The sequence below is a fragment of the Burkholderia sp. NLJ2 genome (assembly GCF_049487195.1).
GTDB lineage: Bacteria > Pseudomonadota > Gammaproteobacteria > Burkholderiales > Burkholderiaceae > Burkholderia > Burkholderia pyrrocinia.
The window spans coordinates 1,028,961-1,045,689 of sequence record NZ_CP137809.1 but is presented as its reverse complement, the minus strand read 5'-3'; the positions used below and the strand labels follow the sequence as shown (position 1 = coordinate 1,045,689).

14 protein-coding genes are annotated in these 16,729 nt (G+C 61.6%); 8 read left to right on the top strand and 6 right to left on the bottom strand.

Annotated elements, in window-relative coordinates:
- Positions 1-37 precede the first annotated feature (37 nt).
- Both R9B84_RS21325 and R9B84_RS21320 read left to right on the top strand, forming a co-directional pair.
- The gene (locus tag R9B84_RS21325) at positions 38-640 is read left to right on the top strand and encodes a nitrogen fixation protein NifQ (RefSeq protein ID WP_423760321.1); all 603 of its coding nucleotides are present in this window, start codon (positions 38-40) and stop codon (positions 638-640) included.
- Between the two features lie 59 nt (positions 641-699).
- Entirely contained in the window at positions 700-1,065 is a 366-nt protein-coding gene (locus R9B84_RS21320) for a bleomycin resistance protein (protein ID WP_423760320.1), read from the top strand.
- 135 nt (positions 1,066-1,200) lie between these two features.
- Here the strand turns inward: R9B84_RS21320 and R9B84_RS21315 are convergent, their stop codons facing one another.
- Complete coding sequence (locus R9B84_RS21315; RefSeq protein WP_423760319.1) at positions 1,201-2,262, bottom strand: DMT family transporter; 1,062 nt, start codon at positions 2,260-2,262, stop codon at positions 1,201-1,203.
- 496 nt (positions 2,263-2,758) lie between these two features.
- Positions 2,759-3,478: a ProQ/FINO family protein gene (locus R9B84_RS21310; protein ID WP_423760318.1), complete on the bottom strand. Its 720-nt coding sequence runs from the start codon at positions 3,476-3,478 to the stop codon at positions 2,759-2,761.
- Positions 3,479-4,230: 752 nt separating this feature from the next.
- On the opposite strand from R9B84_RS21310, the gene R9B84_RS21305 reads away from it, so the two are divergent.
- Positions 4,231-4,818 carry a DUF2889 domain-containing protein gene (locus R9B84_RS21305; protein ID WP_423761016.1) on the top strand — a complete coding sequence of 196 codons (588 nt, stop codon included), beginning with the start codon at positions 4,231-4,233 and terminating at the stop codon, positions 4,816-4,818.
- A gap of 97 nt (positions 4,819-4,915) precedes the next feature.
- On the opposite strand, the gene R9B84_RS21300 is transcribed toward R9B84_RS21305, so the two are convergent.
- Positions 4,916-5,407, bottom strand: coding sequence for a flavodoxin family protein (locus R9B84_RS21300; protein WP_065503858.1), 492 nt, complete (start codon positions 5,405-5,407; stop codon positions 4,916-4,918).
- Positions 5,408-5,600: 193 nt separating this feature from the next.
- Complete coding sequence (locus tag R9B84_RS21295; protein WP_423760317.1) at positions 5,601-6,257, bottom strand: TetR/AcrR family transcriptional regulator; 657 nt, start codon at positions 6,255-6,257, stop codon at positions 5,601-5,603.
- 83 nt (positions 6,258-6,340) lie between these two features.
- On the opposite strand from R9B84_RS21295, the gene R9B84_RS21290 reads away from it, so the two are divergent.
- The 3 genes from R9B84_RS21290 to R9B84_RS21280 all read left to right on the top strand — a co-directional run bounded on the left by R9B84_RS21290 (position 6,341) and on the right by R9B84_RS21280 (position 11,221).
- Entirely contained in the window at positions 6,341-7,468 is a 1,128-nt protein-coding gene (locus R9B84_RS21290; protein ID WP_423760316.1) for an MBL fold metallo-hydrolase, read from the top strand.
- A gap of 2,033 nt (positions 7,469-9,501) precedes the next feature.
- Positions 9,502-10,197 carry a ParA family protein gene (locus R9B84_RS21285; protein WP_006759638.1) on the top strand — a complete coding sequence of 232 codons (696 nt, stop codon included), beginning with the start codon at positions 9,502-9,504 and terminating at the stop codon, positions 10,195-10,197.
- Positions 10,190-11,221 carry a ParB/RepB/Spo0J family partition protein gene (locus R9B84_RS21280; RefSeq protein WP_423760315.1) on the top strand — a complete coding sequence of 344 codons (1,032 nt, stop codon included), beginning with the start codon at positions 10,190-10,192 and terminating at the stop codon, positions 11,219-11,221. Before R9B84_RS21285 ends, R9B84_RS21280 begins: the two co-directional genes overlap by 8 nt.
- Positions 11,222-11,314: 93 nt before the next feature.
- Here R9B84_RS21280 and R9B84_RS21275 read toward each other — a convergent pair whose 3' ends face one another.
- Entirely contained in the window at positions 11,315-12,631 is a 1,317-nt protein-coding gene (locus R9B84_RS21275) for a replication initiation protein (RefSeq protein WP_423760314.1), read from the bottom strand.
- Positions 12,632-14,629: 1,998 nt separating this feature from the next.
- Here R9B84_RS21275 and R9B84_RS21270 point away from each other — a divergent pair.
- Both R9B84_RS21270 and R9B84_RS21265 read left to right on the top strand, forming a co-directional pair.
- Positions 14,630-14,962 (top strand): hypothetical protein, encoded by a 333-nt coding sequence (locus R9B84_RS21270; protein ID WP_423760313.1) that lies wholly within the window; start codon positions 14,630-14,632, stop codon positions 14,960-14,962.
- 266 nt (positions 14,963-15,228) lie between these two features.
- On the top strand, positions 15,229-15,537 hold the full coding sequence (locus tag R9B84_RS21265) for a DUF4148 domain-containing protein (protein ID WP_423761015.1): 309 nt from the start codon (positions 15,229-15,231) through the stop codon (positions 15,535-15,537).
- A gap of 179 nt (positions 15,538-15,716) precedes the next feature.
- On the opposite strand, the gene gcvA is transcribed toward R9B84_RS21265, so the two are convergent.
- Positions 15,717-16,622, bottom strand: coding sequence for a transcriptional regulator GcvA (gcvA, locus tag R9B84_RS21260; RefSeq protein WP_423760312.1), 906 nt, complete (start codon positions 16,620-16,622; stop codon positions 15,717-15,719).
- Positions 16,623-16,729: the final 107 nt, after the last annotated feature.

Here is a 16,729-nt window from a genome sequence, read left to right as displayed (position 1 = left end):
CGGATCGTGTCATCCTGCTGTCGCGCGGGTGCGCACGATGACCGCCGCACTCGATCGCGCCGATCCGTCCTCGCATGAACCCGCGGTGCAGTCGCTGCTGCTCGCGGCGGCCAACGCCGACACCCCCGACGCACGCCTGTTCGGCGCCCTCGTTGCGGCACGCGCGTGCCGCAACGAACTCGCGCTGCTCGGCCTGTCTCATGGTCAACTGGCCGGGATGCTTGCCCGGCAGTTTCCACACCTGCCTTCCGTCGATGCCGCCGCACTCGTGTCGACGGTTGCGATCGCGCTGCTGCCATCCACCCACGCGGCATTCGTCGCGACGCTGCATGCACGGCTGATGGACGACGCGAATCCCGCCGCTACCCGCGACGACGCCGACTGTCTCGCGTCGATCATCGCGCATGCGTGCCTGCGCCCCGATCATCTGTGGCGCGACCTCGGGCTCGACGGGCGCGACGCGGTATCGGCGATGCTCGATCGCTATTTCCCCGCGCTCGCCGCGCGCAATGTCGCTCACCTGCGCTGGAAAAAATTCCTCGCACAGGAAATCGCGGCATCGCTCGGCATGCCGCCGGGCCCCGCACCCGGATGCCCGGGCTGCGAAGATTTCGGCTTCTGCTTTCCTCACACGCGATAGCCAGCGCGGCGGCTGCGCTGCCCGCGCGTTGCATCGCATCGCCAACCGGAGAAACCGCCTTGACCGACATTGCGAGCCCCAACCTGCCGTCGCGCGATTTCGAGACCACGTCCCGCTTCTACGAAAAACTGGGGTTCGTCGAAACGTGGCGCGACGACGGCTGGATGATCCTCAAACGCGGCGACCTGTTGCTGGAATTTTTTCCGCACCCCGAACTCGATCCGGCCACGAGCTGGTTCAGTTGCTGTTTCCGGCTCGCGGATGTCGGCGCGTTCTTCGACGACGTGCTCGCCGCCGGCATTCCGGAGCAAGCGACCGGCTGGCCGCGCGCACACCGGCCGACACGCGAAGCGTGGGGCGGCACGGTCGGCGCACTGATCGATCCGGACGGTTCGCTGATCCGGTTGATTCAGACGGAAGACTAGGCTTGCCCCCTCTGTCGCCGCTGCGATCGAGCGGCGATGGAAATGCATGAGCACGCGATGCGACGCACGCCCCATAAACGGTCACCTTGCGATGCGCGTCACAAGTGGCCTGGCCGTTCACCGTTCACGGCGCAGTCAATGCCGATGCCGGTGATGAATGTCCGGGAAATGTGCGTGACTATGCGTGATCGGCAGATGCACATGCGGATGCGTGTGCGGTTCGTCACCGTCGTACGCGAAGTCGTGCGCATGCTGGTGATGTTCGTCGTGTCGATGCCGGTGCGTGTGCTCGAGCCGTTCGTGCGCATGCGTGTGTTCGTGCCGTTCGCGCACGTGCAGCCAGATGCCGAACGCCATCAGCGCGGCGGCGATCCAGAACGTCGCGGGCGGCAGCGCGGGCCAGATCAGCAGCGACAGCACGACGCCGAACAGCGGCGCGATTGAAAAATACGCGCCCGTCCGCGCGCTGCCGAGATGACGCAGCGCGACGACGAACAGCACGAGGCTGATCCCGTAGCCGCCGAGCCCCGTCAGCATCGCGGCAGCCGTGACCGGCACGGCGGGCAGCGTGGCTCCGGTCGCCAGCGCGATGCCGATATTCACGGGTCCGGCGATCAGTCCTTTCATACACGCGATGACCATCGCGTCGTTCGCGGCGACCTTGCGGGTCAGGTTGTTGTCGATCGCCCAGCACAGGCATGCGCCGACGATCAGCAGCGCGCCGACCGGCACGCCGGCCCGGCCCGGCGCCCACGACAGCAGCGTGCCGCCCGCGACGATCGCGATCATCCCGAGGAACACCTGCGTATCCACGTTTTCGCGAAACACGACCCACGCGATGACGGCCGTCAACACACCTTCGAGATTGAGCAGCAGCGCGCTCGTCGCCGCCGGCGTGCTCGACAGCCCGAGCATCAGCAACGCCGGGCCGGCCACGCCGCCCGCCGCGATCGCGCCGGCCAGCCACGGCAGGTCGGCGCGCTGCAGCGGCGCGGCTGCCGCGGCCGGTGCGCGACGGTTGTGCAGCCCGCGCAGCAGGATCCCGATGCCAAGCCCGACGCCGCTGCCGAGATAGAACAGGCCGGCGACCATGAACGGCGACATCGCGCCGATCAGCGCCTTGGCGAGCGGTGTCGCGGCGCCGAACAGCGCGGCCGCGGTGAGCGCGACGAGAATCGCGGAATGTCTCGAGTTCATGATCCGGTTTGGGTGGATGTTGAAAGGCGGTGGCTTCGGGTCGGGTCGTATCGGATCAAGCCTCCCGCACCTTTCGAAATGCAAGCTGCATCGCGCCGGACAACCTGCCCGTGGTCTGACGATCCAGCCGGGATTATCGCGCGTCATCGCGTCACGATGGCCGGGCGTGATCGGTCACATGCCGATCGACGATCGCCGATATCACTATTTTAGGAAACCGAATTATCAGATTGAAACGTCATTGCAATCAGGCATGCGTACTGGCCATGCGCAATCCTCAACGTCGACGCATCGCGCATGCTGTCTCGATCGACGGACTTTCTTCGTCCGGTTGCGTTGTCTGTCTGGCGTTGGAGGAGGGAGTGCCGGCAGGTCAACCGCCGGTGGAGGCCGTCCTGACCTGCCCCTATCGAGGCAGGTCAGTCTGTCGTGTGATTCGCCGCATGCGACGCGCATGTGGGCGAGCGCCGTGCAATCGACGGCGGCGCGGTGTGTGTTACTCGTTTCCTGCCGTTTGCCGCTCGACTTGCTGCTCGACTTGCTGCTCGACTTGCTGCTCGACTTGCTGCTCGACTTGCTGCTCGATCTGCGGCGCGACGTCGATCTGCGCTTCCGCGTTTGCCGGTTCCGGCGCGACGGCAGCCTCGGCCTGCTGCTCGGCCTTCGGCGGCTGCGGCGCACCCTTGGCCGATTGCGCGGCACCCTTGCCGGGGCGGCGTGCCTTAAGCCGGCGCGCCCGTGCTGCGTCGTCATGCGTCACGCGCCCTGCTTCGTTGCCCTGCAGATCGACCCGCACCGCGTCTTCGACGAGGCAAGACCAGTAGCGATTGCCGCGGCACCACGTCGACATCGCTTCGCGCAGTTCGGCTTCGTTGAGACCCACGGCCTGTGCCTCGCGTGCGAGGTCGTCCCAGATACCGACCTTGAGCGGTACTTTCGGGGCCGGATTCTTCGGGAACGCGCGCGGAAACTTCCGCTGCAGTTTGCCGATCGCAACGATGACCGGATCGACCGGCGTCGACGGCTTCGCCGACGCGGGCTTCGCGCGATGCTGCGCTTTGGCGCCGGCACCCGGTTTGGCCCCGCGAGCCGGCCGGTCGCCGGACTTCGGTTTCGCGCCGGCGTCCGTCGGCGCTGCCGGCTGCTTCGCGTTGCGCTCCTGCTTGGCCTTCGCTGCGAGCTGCGCCCGCAATTCGGCAAGTTGTTCAAAACCCATAAATTCAATCCACCAGGAATATAAGGTGTGGTTCGTGCGGCCATTCCGCGCGGCACAAAAGCTTCGCCGCCACGCGTGCGACCCGTCTGCCGCCGATGCGGAACACTACGGGGCCGCATCGCGCACGCCACTCTGTTTTCAGGCACCCGGCCACGATGCCGGACAAGGCAGGAGTGGAAGTATACCGGTACGCGCGGCGGTCGGCTGACTCGCCGGTCTGCGTTTGCCCGATTCGGGGAACGGGAAATGCGTCCGCGCGGTCGTGTTGCGCATTATATGGATACGTTTCCGGAAGTCACGTCGTTCACAGCCGTCGTCGGAAATCGGGACAGCTTCGCGCGATACGATCGGCCCGGCGGCGGCACCGATCGAAGCCCGACGCGAGGTGTTCCGCCTTTCGGAGTCGAAAGCGATCGTACCGCGCGAGCGCGCCGCTGGCCACGGCGGCGATTCCGGATCGCGAACGGTGCCGGCGACCACATGCGAGTCAACGACCGTGACGACGTGAGGCATACGGCGGGAAATCAACGCAACGTGCCGCGACCTGTCGGTCTGCCCATCGAATGCCCCGGTGCCCGTACCCGACTCGTTGCGTCCGCATCGATCGCGTGGCGGACGAAGATGCCGGAAAGTGCGTAGTATGGCCGGGTCAACGTCGTCGGCAGCGTACCTCGCCTGTTTCGCTGCGCACCCGGTCAGCCGGCGACATCCGTCTTGCCTGCCAAAAGAACCGGTTGTACGAAACGGAGCGGATACATGGTCCCCCACGCGACATCCCGCACGACGGCATTACGCGCGAGGAAATTCACCATCGGCAGATCGACATGCGCGGCTATCGGCGCAGCGACGGCCTGTTCGAAGTGACGGCCTGCCTCGCGGACCGCAAGACCAGCGATTTCATGCCACCAGGCGGCACACGAACGGTCGCGGCGCTGTCGCCGATCCACGACCTTGGCGTGACGCTGGTCTTCGATGCCGACATGGTCGTCCGCGCCGTATCGACGTTCATCCGGTCGCATCCGTATGCGCAGTGCCCGGGCGGCGGCGACTCGCTGCAGGCGCTCGTCGGACTGGGCATCGGTGCCGGCTGGAACAGCGAGATCCGCAAGCGCCTGCCGTCCTGCGATACGTGCACGCATCTGAAGGAATTGCTTGGCCCGGTCGCAACTACGGCCTATCAGACGATGGTCGGCGTGCGGCGGTCGTCGCTCGACGCCCGCGACAGCGAAGGCAAGCCGCTCAAGATCGACAGTTGCCATGCGTATGGCGCATCGCGCGATCTCGTGAAGCGTCTTTGGCCGGAATACCACCGGCCTTCGGCGACGGCAAAAATCGGCTAGGGTCTCGGCATTCGGCCGGTTCGGCGTCCGCAGGATCGGCAGCGCACCTGGATGTGTGCGTTGCCTGCGCAGACCGGCGCCGGCGCCACACCGAAAATCAGAAGACACCCAGCGCGAGCCCCGCGGCAAGGCCCGCACCGAGTTCGGCGCAGCGCGCACGATCATCGTCGTCGATCGTCTTTGGCGCGAGGATGCGCTCAGGCGTTTGCGCGTGAGTACAGACGATCAGGCCGGGCGCCACGTTCTTCAATCGCCATCCGGTCGCGATCCGGTCGATCTGGCGCAGCGCGTTCTGTCCGTCGCTTCCCGCGCAAATCATCGCCGCGTACGGACGGCCGTTCACACGATCGAGCGCCGCGTAGTAGCAGCGATCGAAGAAGTCCTTCATCAGCCCGGACATCGCCGCGAGGTTCTCCGGCGTCGCAAACAGGTATGCGTCGGCGGCCAGCACATCGTCTGCGCTCGTCGCGTCCGCGCGTTGCAGCCTGACGTCGACGCCAGGTTGCTCGCGCGCCGCGGCGGCTGCCGCTTCGGCCATCTGTTGCGTGCCTCCGGTCATCGTGTGATAGACGATCAACAGCGTCTTCATTCGTAGTCGCTCGCGTTCGGCTTCAGGTGCACCGGCGGCGTCGCCGGTTTCCGTTGGATGGCCAGTCATCACGTGTGTAGGGGCGGTTCTGCGTTCGCTTTTGCGGATCCGGCGGTTTGCCGGCTCAGCGGTGCCAGGCGTGCGTCGATCGCGTGCATGACATCGATTCGCGCATGATCTTCCTGATATTCGGTCAATCCGGCGCGGTGCGTCGTGATGCGCCGCCGTCGTCCGGACGCGCGTAGTACGCGAGAAACATGTCGGCAGCGGATTCCGCAACTTTCTGTTGCTCGGGCGCCGCGAGCGGCGGCTGGCCCATCGTTACTTGCGGCCAGAACGCGAATGCCTTCACGACACCATGCAACTGATGCGCGGCAAACACCGGATCGGTGACCGACAGGCGGCCGGCCGCCGCTGCCGCACGCACCCAGACCGTCAGGTCTTCCTCGCGCTCGCCGAGGCGTTCGACCATGTCGCGCGCACGCTCCGGCGAATGGATGGCCGCGCCGATCGCAACGCGTGCGAGTACGAGAAACGCTTCGTCGTTCAGCAGGCGCAATTTGCGGCTCAGCAATGCGAGCAGTTGCTCGCGCAGCGGCACGTCGGCGCGATAAGTCGGGGAACTGCCGGTTTGGGTCGTATCCCACAGCTTGTGCAGGATCGCGGCGAACAACGTTTCCTTGCCGGGAAAGTGGTTGTAGACCGTGCGCTTCGACACGTCCGCGCGCGCAGCGATGCGATCCATGCTGGTCGCATCGTAGCCGGCCGCGAGGAATTCCTCGATGGCCGCGTCGATGATGGCCGCACGCTTTCGATCGGTCAGACGCTGGGGGAGAGTGCTGGTATCCATATGGAAATTTTACACCGGGTAGTTTACTTATCCCAGAAATAAACTACACTGTTTAGTGTACTTTATTCTTCGGACGAACCGACATGGCATCGCCTCTCGTTTTGATTCACCGCATTCTGGGTTTTGCGGCCGCCAGGCGCGGCCGCGCGCTGTCCGGCGATTCGCCGCAACATAATGGCGAGCGCTTCAGCAATGTCGCGCCGCGTCCCGCCGAAGGTATCGGCAAAACGCTGGCGATCGCGTGGAACATGCTGGTCAACAAGCCGCGCAATACCGTGCCCGCGGGCGCACTGCCCGTCGATGTGCTGACCCGAGCACAGCTCGACGCGGCGCCCGATCGCAGCCTGTACCGGCTTGGCCATTCGACGCTGCTGTTCAAGCTGCGCGGCGAGTTCTGGCTGACCGATCCGGTGTTTGCCGAACGCGCATCGCCGTTTCGGCGTGTCGGCCCCAAGCGCTTCCATGCACCGCCGATCGCGCTCGACGATCTTCCGCCGCTGCGTGGCGTGATCCTGTCGCACGATCACTACGATCACCTCGACCGCGACACGGTGCTCGCGCTTGCAGCCACCACCGACGTGTTCGTGACAACGCTGGGCGTCGGCGACCGCCTGATCGAATGGGGTATCGATGCAAAGAAGGTCCGTCAGCTCGACTGGTGGCAGAGTGTCGACGTCGCCGGCCTGACGCTGACCGCCACACCCGCACAACATTTCTCCGGGCGCAGCCTGTTCGACGGCAACAGCACGCTGTGGGCGTCGTGGGTCATCGTCGACGACGAACTGCGCGTGTTCTTCAGCGGCGACACGGGCTATTTCGACGGGTTCCGGGCGATCGGCGAACGCCTCGGGCCATTCGACGTGACGCTGATCGAAACGGGCGCATACGATGCGCAATGGCCGTATGTGCACATGCAACCGGAAGAAACCGTTCAGGCGCACATCGATTTGCGCGGGCGCTGGCTGATCCCGATCCATAACGGCACGTTCGATCTCGCGATGCATCGCTGGCAGGAGCCGTTCGAGCGCGTTACGGCGTTGTCGATCGTTCGCGGCATCGAACTGTCGACGCCGAGGATGGGCGAGCGCGTCGACCTCAGCGAGCCGCATCGAGGCGAGCGGTGGTGGCGCACGGTAGACGAGCGCGCGAAGGCAACTGCAACCACGGAATCGCGCCGGTGGCAGTTTTGCGCGACGCAAGCGACGAAGTAGGCTTGCCTGTCGTTGCGCCTTTCATTCGGGAGCGCGGCGATGCCGCGTTTCCGGACATGGCGTCCTCGAGATATCTGCACGTTGGCGGCTGGCCTGCCAACCCGCCTACTTGAATCGGAAATGGTGCACTCGGCGCCGGTCCGATATCTGCATTCGACAAACGGAGCGCGGAGTGACCAACCGCGAGAGTGGGCTTCGATAAATGCTGGTGGATCGCATCTGCAAATTCGGCCGAAAGCGTTGAATGCCTCGCTACTGCCGCTCCGGATTCGGCTTCCATCGAAGGGAAGCGCCGCCCAGCCGATAAGCTGCATGGTCGAATCCGGCTTCAGCCCGGTGGTTCAGGGCGGAACCGGGAAATTCGAAGGCGCTTACCTTATGTCGACCACTTCCACTTCAACCACCCTCTGCTCGACAAGTCGTTACGAGTCGATAAGCTCGCACGCAGATTTGGATTAGCAGTTCGATCTTCCATCATCACTTCCGCCAGATCACCGGTGTGAGTCCGCAGAAGTAGAAATAGATGCGGCTCTGCCGTCCAACCGATTTGCAACGGCAGATGAGCCGTAGATCGGTTCCCGAAAGTTCCACAACCCTATGTGTCGTGCGGTCGGTGAATTGCGTTGTCACGTGACAACTCGCGTTGAACGTTCGTGCCTGACATCAAGATCAGCGACTCTACGGATCATCGTCATGCAGCGGACCGACACTCACGGGCTATTGTCCAGCGTAGCGGCAAGCACGAAACGTATCAAATACCACTAAACACGTATCGAAACATACAAATCACACTCACTGACTGCCTGGAGACGCCACTAGTGCACGGAAAGTTCATGCACCCCTATTTCTCAGTGTGGTCGCGTGTATTTTGCGTGAAACAACATGAAGAATCTCGTGCAAACCATTGCCGGGTAAGGATTTCCAAGAATGCCCCATTTTTCGCCAATGTTTCACGACTTGCCTCGTTTGTATTGGCACGCGACCTTTGACGCCTGGATTTGCCTCGTTCCGGTGTCTTTCGCCGTCACGGCTCCCAATTGATACGACAACGCACCGGGTGTAGCGCTGGATAGACCCGACGAAACCTCGTGCCCCTCCCCTGCCAGAGGACGCTCACATCAAACTGTCGATGTCTATCCAGACAAAATGGGGACATATCATTGCCAGCATCAACTGCCTGAATCAAAACGCGACTCGATAATCGACCGGAAGCATTCGGTCGATATAAGAATGGTTGAGCTTTGCTTCGATGGGTACGGATCGGTTAGGCAATGTTGCCCGGCCATCGTCAAATACAAGTGTTCTTGACGGGTGCAACGGCCGCGAGGGCCATCCTGTCTTTCGTCGTGAGGTCGTGGTTGTCCTTGTTGTCACGTGACAACTCCCCAGCAACCATATGCGCCCACTGAAATTAACAACAAGTGCCGCAATAAATTCGCTCCGCTTTGATCCGCTTGTCGCGCCTTAAGTTTGACCGATCGCAATCGCCCTCCAGAAATTGGCAACGCCGCTCCGTTACACCCTAAGTTGCTTGTCACGTGACAACTCACCCCGCGCCCAAACAATCGAACCTGCCAAGCGCTTGCGTATCAGGCGTTCAGCCACAGCCGCAACCCACATCGCGATCGAATAAATCTATTCCTGTCGATGAACAACATCGATCGCGACCAACTCCTGCCGACTTGTCACGTGACAACCACACGCCTCGATGACATCAGTGACCCAATCAATCAGATTCTCAAGGGATTTTGTCGGGACTAAAGACACCGGTATCCGACCAGCCTCCACTGGCCGAGCATCGTCATCGACGCCAAAGACAGCCGAATTTTCTTCAGATCTTTGTAGATTCTTCGTGACCGGAAACGATAATTTTATTTTTACTCGATCACTAATCAGGAATGATTCGTTGGCCGTTCGGCTTACTTGTCACGTGACAACCACAACGATCACCATGATATGTATCAAATCAAACGCTTTTCTGGACATTTCGATAACATCTGCATATATTACGAAAAACTCCTTGGAGGAATTTAATGGCTTTCAAGATCGCCGTCAGTAATCAAAAAGGTGGGACGGGGAAGACAACCATCTCCGTCAATATCGCGGCAGCGTTCGAGGCCGGCGGCAACAAGGTCGCGCTGATCGATGCCGACCCTCAAGGCACTTCCGTCCGATGGGTAACGAGCGGCGAGAACACGTTGCCGATGACGGTCCTTTCGCTGGCCCCCGCCGGTCGCGGTATCGGCGGCGAGATCAAGAAGCAGGACGCGAACTTCGACGTGATCGTCGTCGACTGTCCCGGCAACCTCGAAGATCCGCGCATCGCGTCCGTGCTCGAAGTAGCCGACTTCTGCCTCGTGCCGCTATCTCCGTCGCCGGCGGACCTGTACAGCACCGTCGCGATGATTCGCATGATCGAATCGATGCGAGCCGTTCGTAACCCGAATCTTTCTTCCGCATTAATGCTGAATAGTGTTAATGGAAAAACTAAAATGCGTGAAGAAATTTTAAAAATTCTAAGAGCTGAAGAAATAGGGGAGCATCTGCTCGACAGCCAGATCGCGCAACGCGAGGTCTACCGTCAGACGTTCGCACTCGGCACCACGATCCATCATCACAATCGATACCTGAAGGGGCTGAAGGAAGCCCGCGCGGAAATCGAAAGGCTGGTCACGGAAATGGCCCAATACATCGCGTCGACGCGCGCTACCGGAGCCGCCCATGGCTAAGGACACATCGAAAGACAAGAAGCCGACCGGCAACCTGCATCTCGCAGCCGGCCTGTTGCGCGGGCTCGCGCAGGAAAACGCTGCGCTGGAAACCCGCTTGCCCGAGCCGCCGGCCGCACCGAACGTCGCAGCCGAAGCGGCACCCGCCGTGCCCCCGGTCGCGGCCGCACCCGCCGGTACATCGGATCTTGGCGCGCCGCAGAAGGTGCTGGTCAAGGACTGCATCCCGAACCCGTTCAACCCGCGCGTGTTCTATTCGGAGTCGAGCCTGCACGAGCTCGCACTGACGTTGAAACGGGAAGGGCAGATCGAGCCGATCAAGGTCACGCGGCTCCCCGAGTTTCCCGGCAAGCTCGTCGTGATCGACGGGCAACGCCGGCTGCGCGCGACGAGCATCAACGGCGATGAAACCATCAACGCCACGTTCCGCACGGACCACACGCCCGAGCAGCTCTATACGATCGCGTACCGGGCGAACCACGATCACGAACGCCAGACGATCTTCGACGATGCGGTTGCGTGGAAGCGTCTCCTCGACGAGAAAGTCTTTCTCGACCAAAACACGCTGGCGGAGAAGATCGGCAAGGACAAGGCGTCGATCAGCAAGACGCTGTCGCTCAACGCACTGCCCAACACGCTGCTGGAGCGGATGGCCAGCGCGAACGACGTGGTCGGCCTGCAGGCCGCGTACTTCCTGAAGCTGATCTTCGAGCGCCTGGGCGAACTGACGGCCGACCGGCTGCTCACTGCCGTGATCGACCGGAAGAAATCGGTCCGCGATCTCGAGAATTTCCTGCGTGCGCAGAGCGACGGCACCAAGAAAGCAGGACGCACGCGTTACAGCGTTCGCCACGACTTCGCGCTCGAATCGCGGGCGATCGGCCAGTTGAAGACCTACCCGGACGGGCGTCTGGACCTGCAGCTCAAGGGCGTCGACACGTCCCACCAGGAAGCGCTCGCCGACAAGCTCAAGACCGTCATCGATGCCTACGTCGCCGAGTTGGCGACGGCCGCGCAAAAGTAACGCGCCAAAGCAAAAGGCCTCGCATCCGCGTTGCGCCGCGATACCGGACGACGAAATCCGGCGCACGACGCACCTCCGGCTGCGAGGCCTTGTTCAGTTGCTTGCGAGACTGCTCTTGAGCAGGAATTCCAGCAGGTCGTCCGAGGTCGGTTCGCCCCAGGTGTCCAGTGCGAGCCATCGGAAAAAGCTGGTCTGCGCGAGCTTGCTCGCTTTCTTCTTCGGCGACAGCGTGAGATCCTTCGAGCCCGCTACCGTCTCGTTGTAGCGCTCGATCAGCTTGGTCTGGTCGTCGATCTCCAACTCGCGGAAATACGCGCCGGCTTCCTCGACCTTGGCCGCCAGATATTTGTCGCGAATCTGCTCCTGCTTGCTCGGCGCGGATTCCTTCGCCGGTGCGGCCGCCTCCGCTCCCTGCCCGTCGGCCAGCGTGTAGCCGTGCGTCAGCGCCTTGCGGAAATACGCGGCCACGTTGTCGATCGGTGCCGCGTTCTTCTTCGTAGTCCGATTGAGCGTGTAGGCAATCGCCGCCTTGATGCGCTGCACGCCGTATTGCGTGATCAGCCGGCGCGCTTCCGAACGCGGAATGCCGAACTTCGCGACCTCCTCGACCAGCGCTTCGTTCTTGACGTCGCCATCTTCGACCGTATCGGCACTCTGCTTGCGCGTCACCTTGAACTGAACGGCTTCCACGCTGCGGCCGGACTTGTGTTCGATCAGCTCGAGCGTGTGATCCGATACTTCGTTCACCTCCTGAATGCACGGCACCAGGACCTTGCTCTTGAACAGCTTGTATTCCTTGTACGATTGCGACGCCTTGTCCTGGCCAAGAATGAGGTCACGGAATTTCGGCAGTGGAATCTTCGCGGTGATGCCGATCCCTTCGTAGCGCACCGTGTTTTCCCACAGCGCGAGCGAGTGCGAGCGCCGGAACTCGCGGGCGATCCGCATATCGATCAGCGCGTAGATTTCCGGATTGAGCAGTTCGCTGCGAATCTGGTCGGAGAAGCTGTACTTCAGCACCGATTGTTCGAGCTCGGCACCCGCGAGCAGGCCCGACGCTTTCCAGACCGTCGAACGATCCGCGGCCAGGTAGTCCCAGTTGACGACGGTACTGATCAGCGAGTTGACCGTGTCCTTCACGTACTTCGTGTTGTTGCTGTTCAGCCCGCTCTCGTGCGAAAGCGACGCAATCGAGATCGAGAAGCTCGTCCGGCCCGGCTCGAATGCCTCCTGCCGAAGCGCGTTCTTGATCAGCGAGCTGAACATCTTGCGCTGCTGCAGACCGATCTTTCCCGACTTGGGTGCGATATGAATCGCCTGGACCGCCTTGCGCAGCAAGTCGGGAGGCTCTGGTGTCTGAAACAGCGAAACCTGCTTGTCGGAGCCTTTGCTTGCGGGCTTGCGCGGCATCGTGATGTCCGGATAAGGTGACCTTGTTGAGAGCGGACTTTATACCTTTTCACGCCGCAGGGCAACGTCCTTACTCCAGCATCACTTGCACTATCGAGGCTAAGCTTCAGATGTAAAAGGGAAAATCCTGATGAAGCGATCTGTACGAAGCCCCATATCCATCTACCTTTTAGCCAAAATACCTCCCAAAAGCCGCTACCTTTCGTGTCCGGGCACAGAAACCCGGCACGAGAATTGCCCCGGGAAGGTACCCATCCATGGGGAGCAAACGAACCGAATCTCGATCCGCGGGCAGATTCGTGGTGCCCTGCAGCACGGGTCTGTTTTCCTCCCATAACGCTCTACCTTCATTGATTCCCATGGAAGGGTACCTGTCGACAGGCAGCGGCATCGTCGATTGCGTTACTTTCGGTCTCGAAGGAAGAAATCGCTCCCATAAACGGTAACCATTTGATTTCCCCATAAAAGGTTACCTGTCTGCGGCTTCGAACCTGCCTATGGGAACAGGCAGCAGAGGGGCCTCTGTGAAATGCGAACGCTCGGGACAATTGCCCACCCATAAACGGGTACCTTCGAGATGCCCCATAAACGACTACCCGAAGAAAATCACTGTGCTGGCAGGCATTCATGAATCAAGAAAACCGCCCCATAAAAGGCTACCTGCCGGCGTTCCCATAGACGACTACCCAACGCGTTTCCGGGGGAATCTCCCATAACCGGGTACGGTTGCCCCATATCCACATCCCCGATTCCCCACAACACGGTACCCGAAACCCCAAATCCACAGACCTGAAACCCCAGACCCTTCCACCTGTGCTCCCATAAATGGGTACCGAACACCCCTCAAACCCTTGTCTGATAAGCCTGTGAGCCGTCTAAAAGTAGTTAAAGAAGTAAACGTGGTTTACCAAAGATGTAAACACACGTGTGCTGACACAGAAAAACAAGCCCCATAAACCGCTACCCATCGGATCCGTCTGAGGTCCGCCAGGCACCTCGATCCTCCGATTCATGCCTGCTGGACAGCAGCCTGGCGCCTCGTTCCACCAAGGTTTCAGGCCCGACAAGGCTTCCCGGAGAGGTGAGTACCTACTCACAAACACCTAAAAGTAGAAACCTATGGGAGGAAATCGGGCAGAACCCACCGGTTTCCACGTTCAGGTTCCCGTCTATGGGACCAAAAAGCCGGGGCTGCGACCACCCACGCTCCGGTGATCGACGGGCAAATCGGATCTACGACCGGGCGCGCGAACATCGTCGGTTTCACCCACAGCAGTTCGAAATCATCCTGGACTGCGCACGAGTGGATTTTTGTACTCATGCTTCCCGGTCTGTGGGCAAGTTTTTTGCCAATCGCCTATCGACGACACTCGTCATATTCAGCCTGCGAACTGTGCACAGCGGAAATAGATGCAACTTGCTCCGCCGCCCTGGGGTACCGCAACTTTCTACCTTTGGATCAACCGAAGAACAATGCTGTGCCCCTGGATGGCAACGAGACGCCAGCACAGCCTCCCGGAAACAAGCGTCGCAGCCTCCCCATCGTCGGCACAGGTCGCCGGTTCCTGGCCCGATCTCGTGGAAGTGACGAGCGAACGTGAGGATGCTGTCGTTGACGAAGCTCACCACAATCGAATTCGGGCAACGATCCCGAACATTCTCACCCTCGAAGGCTTCGCGATCCCGTAAAAGCTCACCGACAAGGCGCCCCCACAGGTATATGCAAGCTGTGAGGCCGTGGCACGCGCACGGGATACCCGACGGCCAAAATCGTCGAATGAAAAATCTGTGGCCCGTGTGCGCGTTGCCTGATGCATTCGTCAGCAGAGTGGGGCCGACCGCCAAGTGCTGCCGCAACGTCAACGCTATGCGCAACGTTCGTCGGGCGCGTGTCGCAACGCATGCCCGGCTCCCTCCGCGCATTCGTGAGGGAGTTCCGGTCAACGTCTTCACCCAACGCAAGACGTTTCTCGTTTTCGTCATACACACCGAACGACGATGAACTTCACCGGCCAAGGTAACCATGCACGTCACCGTGCAGCGACCGGTTCCCCGGCTGTTCACCACTCTGTGTGGCGATGCAAGACGACCGCATCGACCCGAACGAAGCGAATCGTGACCGTTTATGGGAGGAACCGTCGCTCGAGCCGCGTCGAATGGCAACGTGACGCACAGTTTGACAACTGCTGCGGTGACTGCGCTTCGCGTGATGAAGATCACGTCGAGCATGAGCGTGTCGCCAACACCACCTATGAAACTGCCATTGGCATGCGAGCACGACACGGCGAAACGAAGGTCATCGGAATCGGCATCTCTCATCTCACCGCGTGATCGATTCACTTTACCGACGCGCGCCGTACATCGGACGTTTCTACTGCCTCGACCACGCGATCTTCACGCGCGCGGCAACGGAGAAGCGACGCCCGCTTGTTCTCCCATACGTGTATCCCCAATTCCGTTTGCACGTTGGCGCCACATTTTTCGCGACGCGGTTATGATGCACTGGTCCCGATCGCGACATGACGACCGATCAGGACAGGGGCGGTATCTCGATGGTCTTTCAATCCGTGATAATCATCAGAAAAGAGAGTTCAGCGATGCAAATCCAGATCAAAAAACTCACGCTGGCTGCTACCGCAGCCGCGTTCCTGTTTGGCTCGGCAGTTCCTGCGTTTGCCCAGACCGACGCCAGCGCGCCCGCTGCACAGGACGCCAAGGCAGCGAAGAGCCAGGCACGCAAGGCGGCCAGGGCCCAACACAAAGCGGAGCGCAAGGCAGCGCGCGCGAAAAACAGCGCCGAGCTGAAGAAACTCGAAGACGCCGGTTACAAGCCGGCGGCCAACGACCCGAACTATCCGCAGAACCTGCAGAACGCGGAGAAGAAAGCTGCCGGCGCAAGCCAGTAAGCGCCGTTCGGCGGCAAGCCACGGTTCGATCCGCGGCTTGCCGCGTGTATCGCGATCACGCGATGCACATCAAAAGCAGAGTGCCCGTCATGAACGACCGCAAACCCGATCCGCGCGTTTGCGCCATTTGATTCGGAATCCTTCACTTCATGGCGGGCATGACCGACAGGTCGATCCGGTCAGTACCGCGCGCCCGATGCGGCTGCGTTCCCCGTCACCTTCAGCCAGTCCTTGAACGCGCGCACCGCATCGTCGTCCGCGCGCGCGGATGCCACGTACGTGAAGTAGCGCCATGGCGGCAGCGCCGGTTCGCTGAACGGCTGCACGAGCCGGCCTTCGGCGATGTCGTCCGCGACGAGCGCGATCGGTCCCATCGCGATGCCGAGCCCATCGAGTGCGCCTTGCAGCGTCAGGTAGAAATGCTCGAGCGTGAGCGAATGTCGCGGCGCGAGATTCGGATACCCGGCCGCCGTGAGCCATTCGGGCCACATGCCGGGATAGGTCGCCGCGTGCAGCAGCGTGAAACCGGTTAGATCGGCGGGCGTCAGCAACGTCCGGCCCTCCAGCAGCTTCGGCGCACACACCGGCAGCCGGACTTCGGACAGGAATTCCTCTGCGACGTAGCCGTCGATGGCCTGCGGGCCGCCTCGAACGATCAGGTCGACCTTGTCGCGCAGCTTCTCGATCGGCTCGTTCGACGTCGACAGCCGCACCTCGATCGTCGGATGGGCAACCTGGAACGACGACAGCTTCGGCACGAGCCAGCGCAACGAAAATGTCGCGGGTGCGCTGACGCGCAGCACGCGCTGCTGCGCGTGGCCGAAGTGCTGCGCGGTGGCGAGCGCGATCCGGTCGAACGATGCACCGACCTCGGCGAGATAGGCGCGGCCGGCGTCGGTCAGTTCGACCCGCCGGTTGTGGCGTTCGAATAGCGGCCGGCCGAGCCACGCCTCCAGTTGTTGCACGTGCCGGCTGATCGCGCCGTGCGTCACGCACAGCTCGTCGGCGGCAAGCGTGAAGCTGCCGAGTCGAGCGGCTGCTTCGAACGCGCGCAGCGAATTCAACGGGGGGAGACGTCGGGCCATTGCGTTGTTTCGCGTGATATTTACTCACGCGATAGTTCAGGTTTAATCGTTTGATCGGGCGGTCCAGCTCCGCCAATATGGCACACAAACGGCCGGCTCGGCCGAAC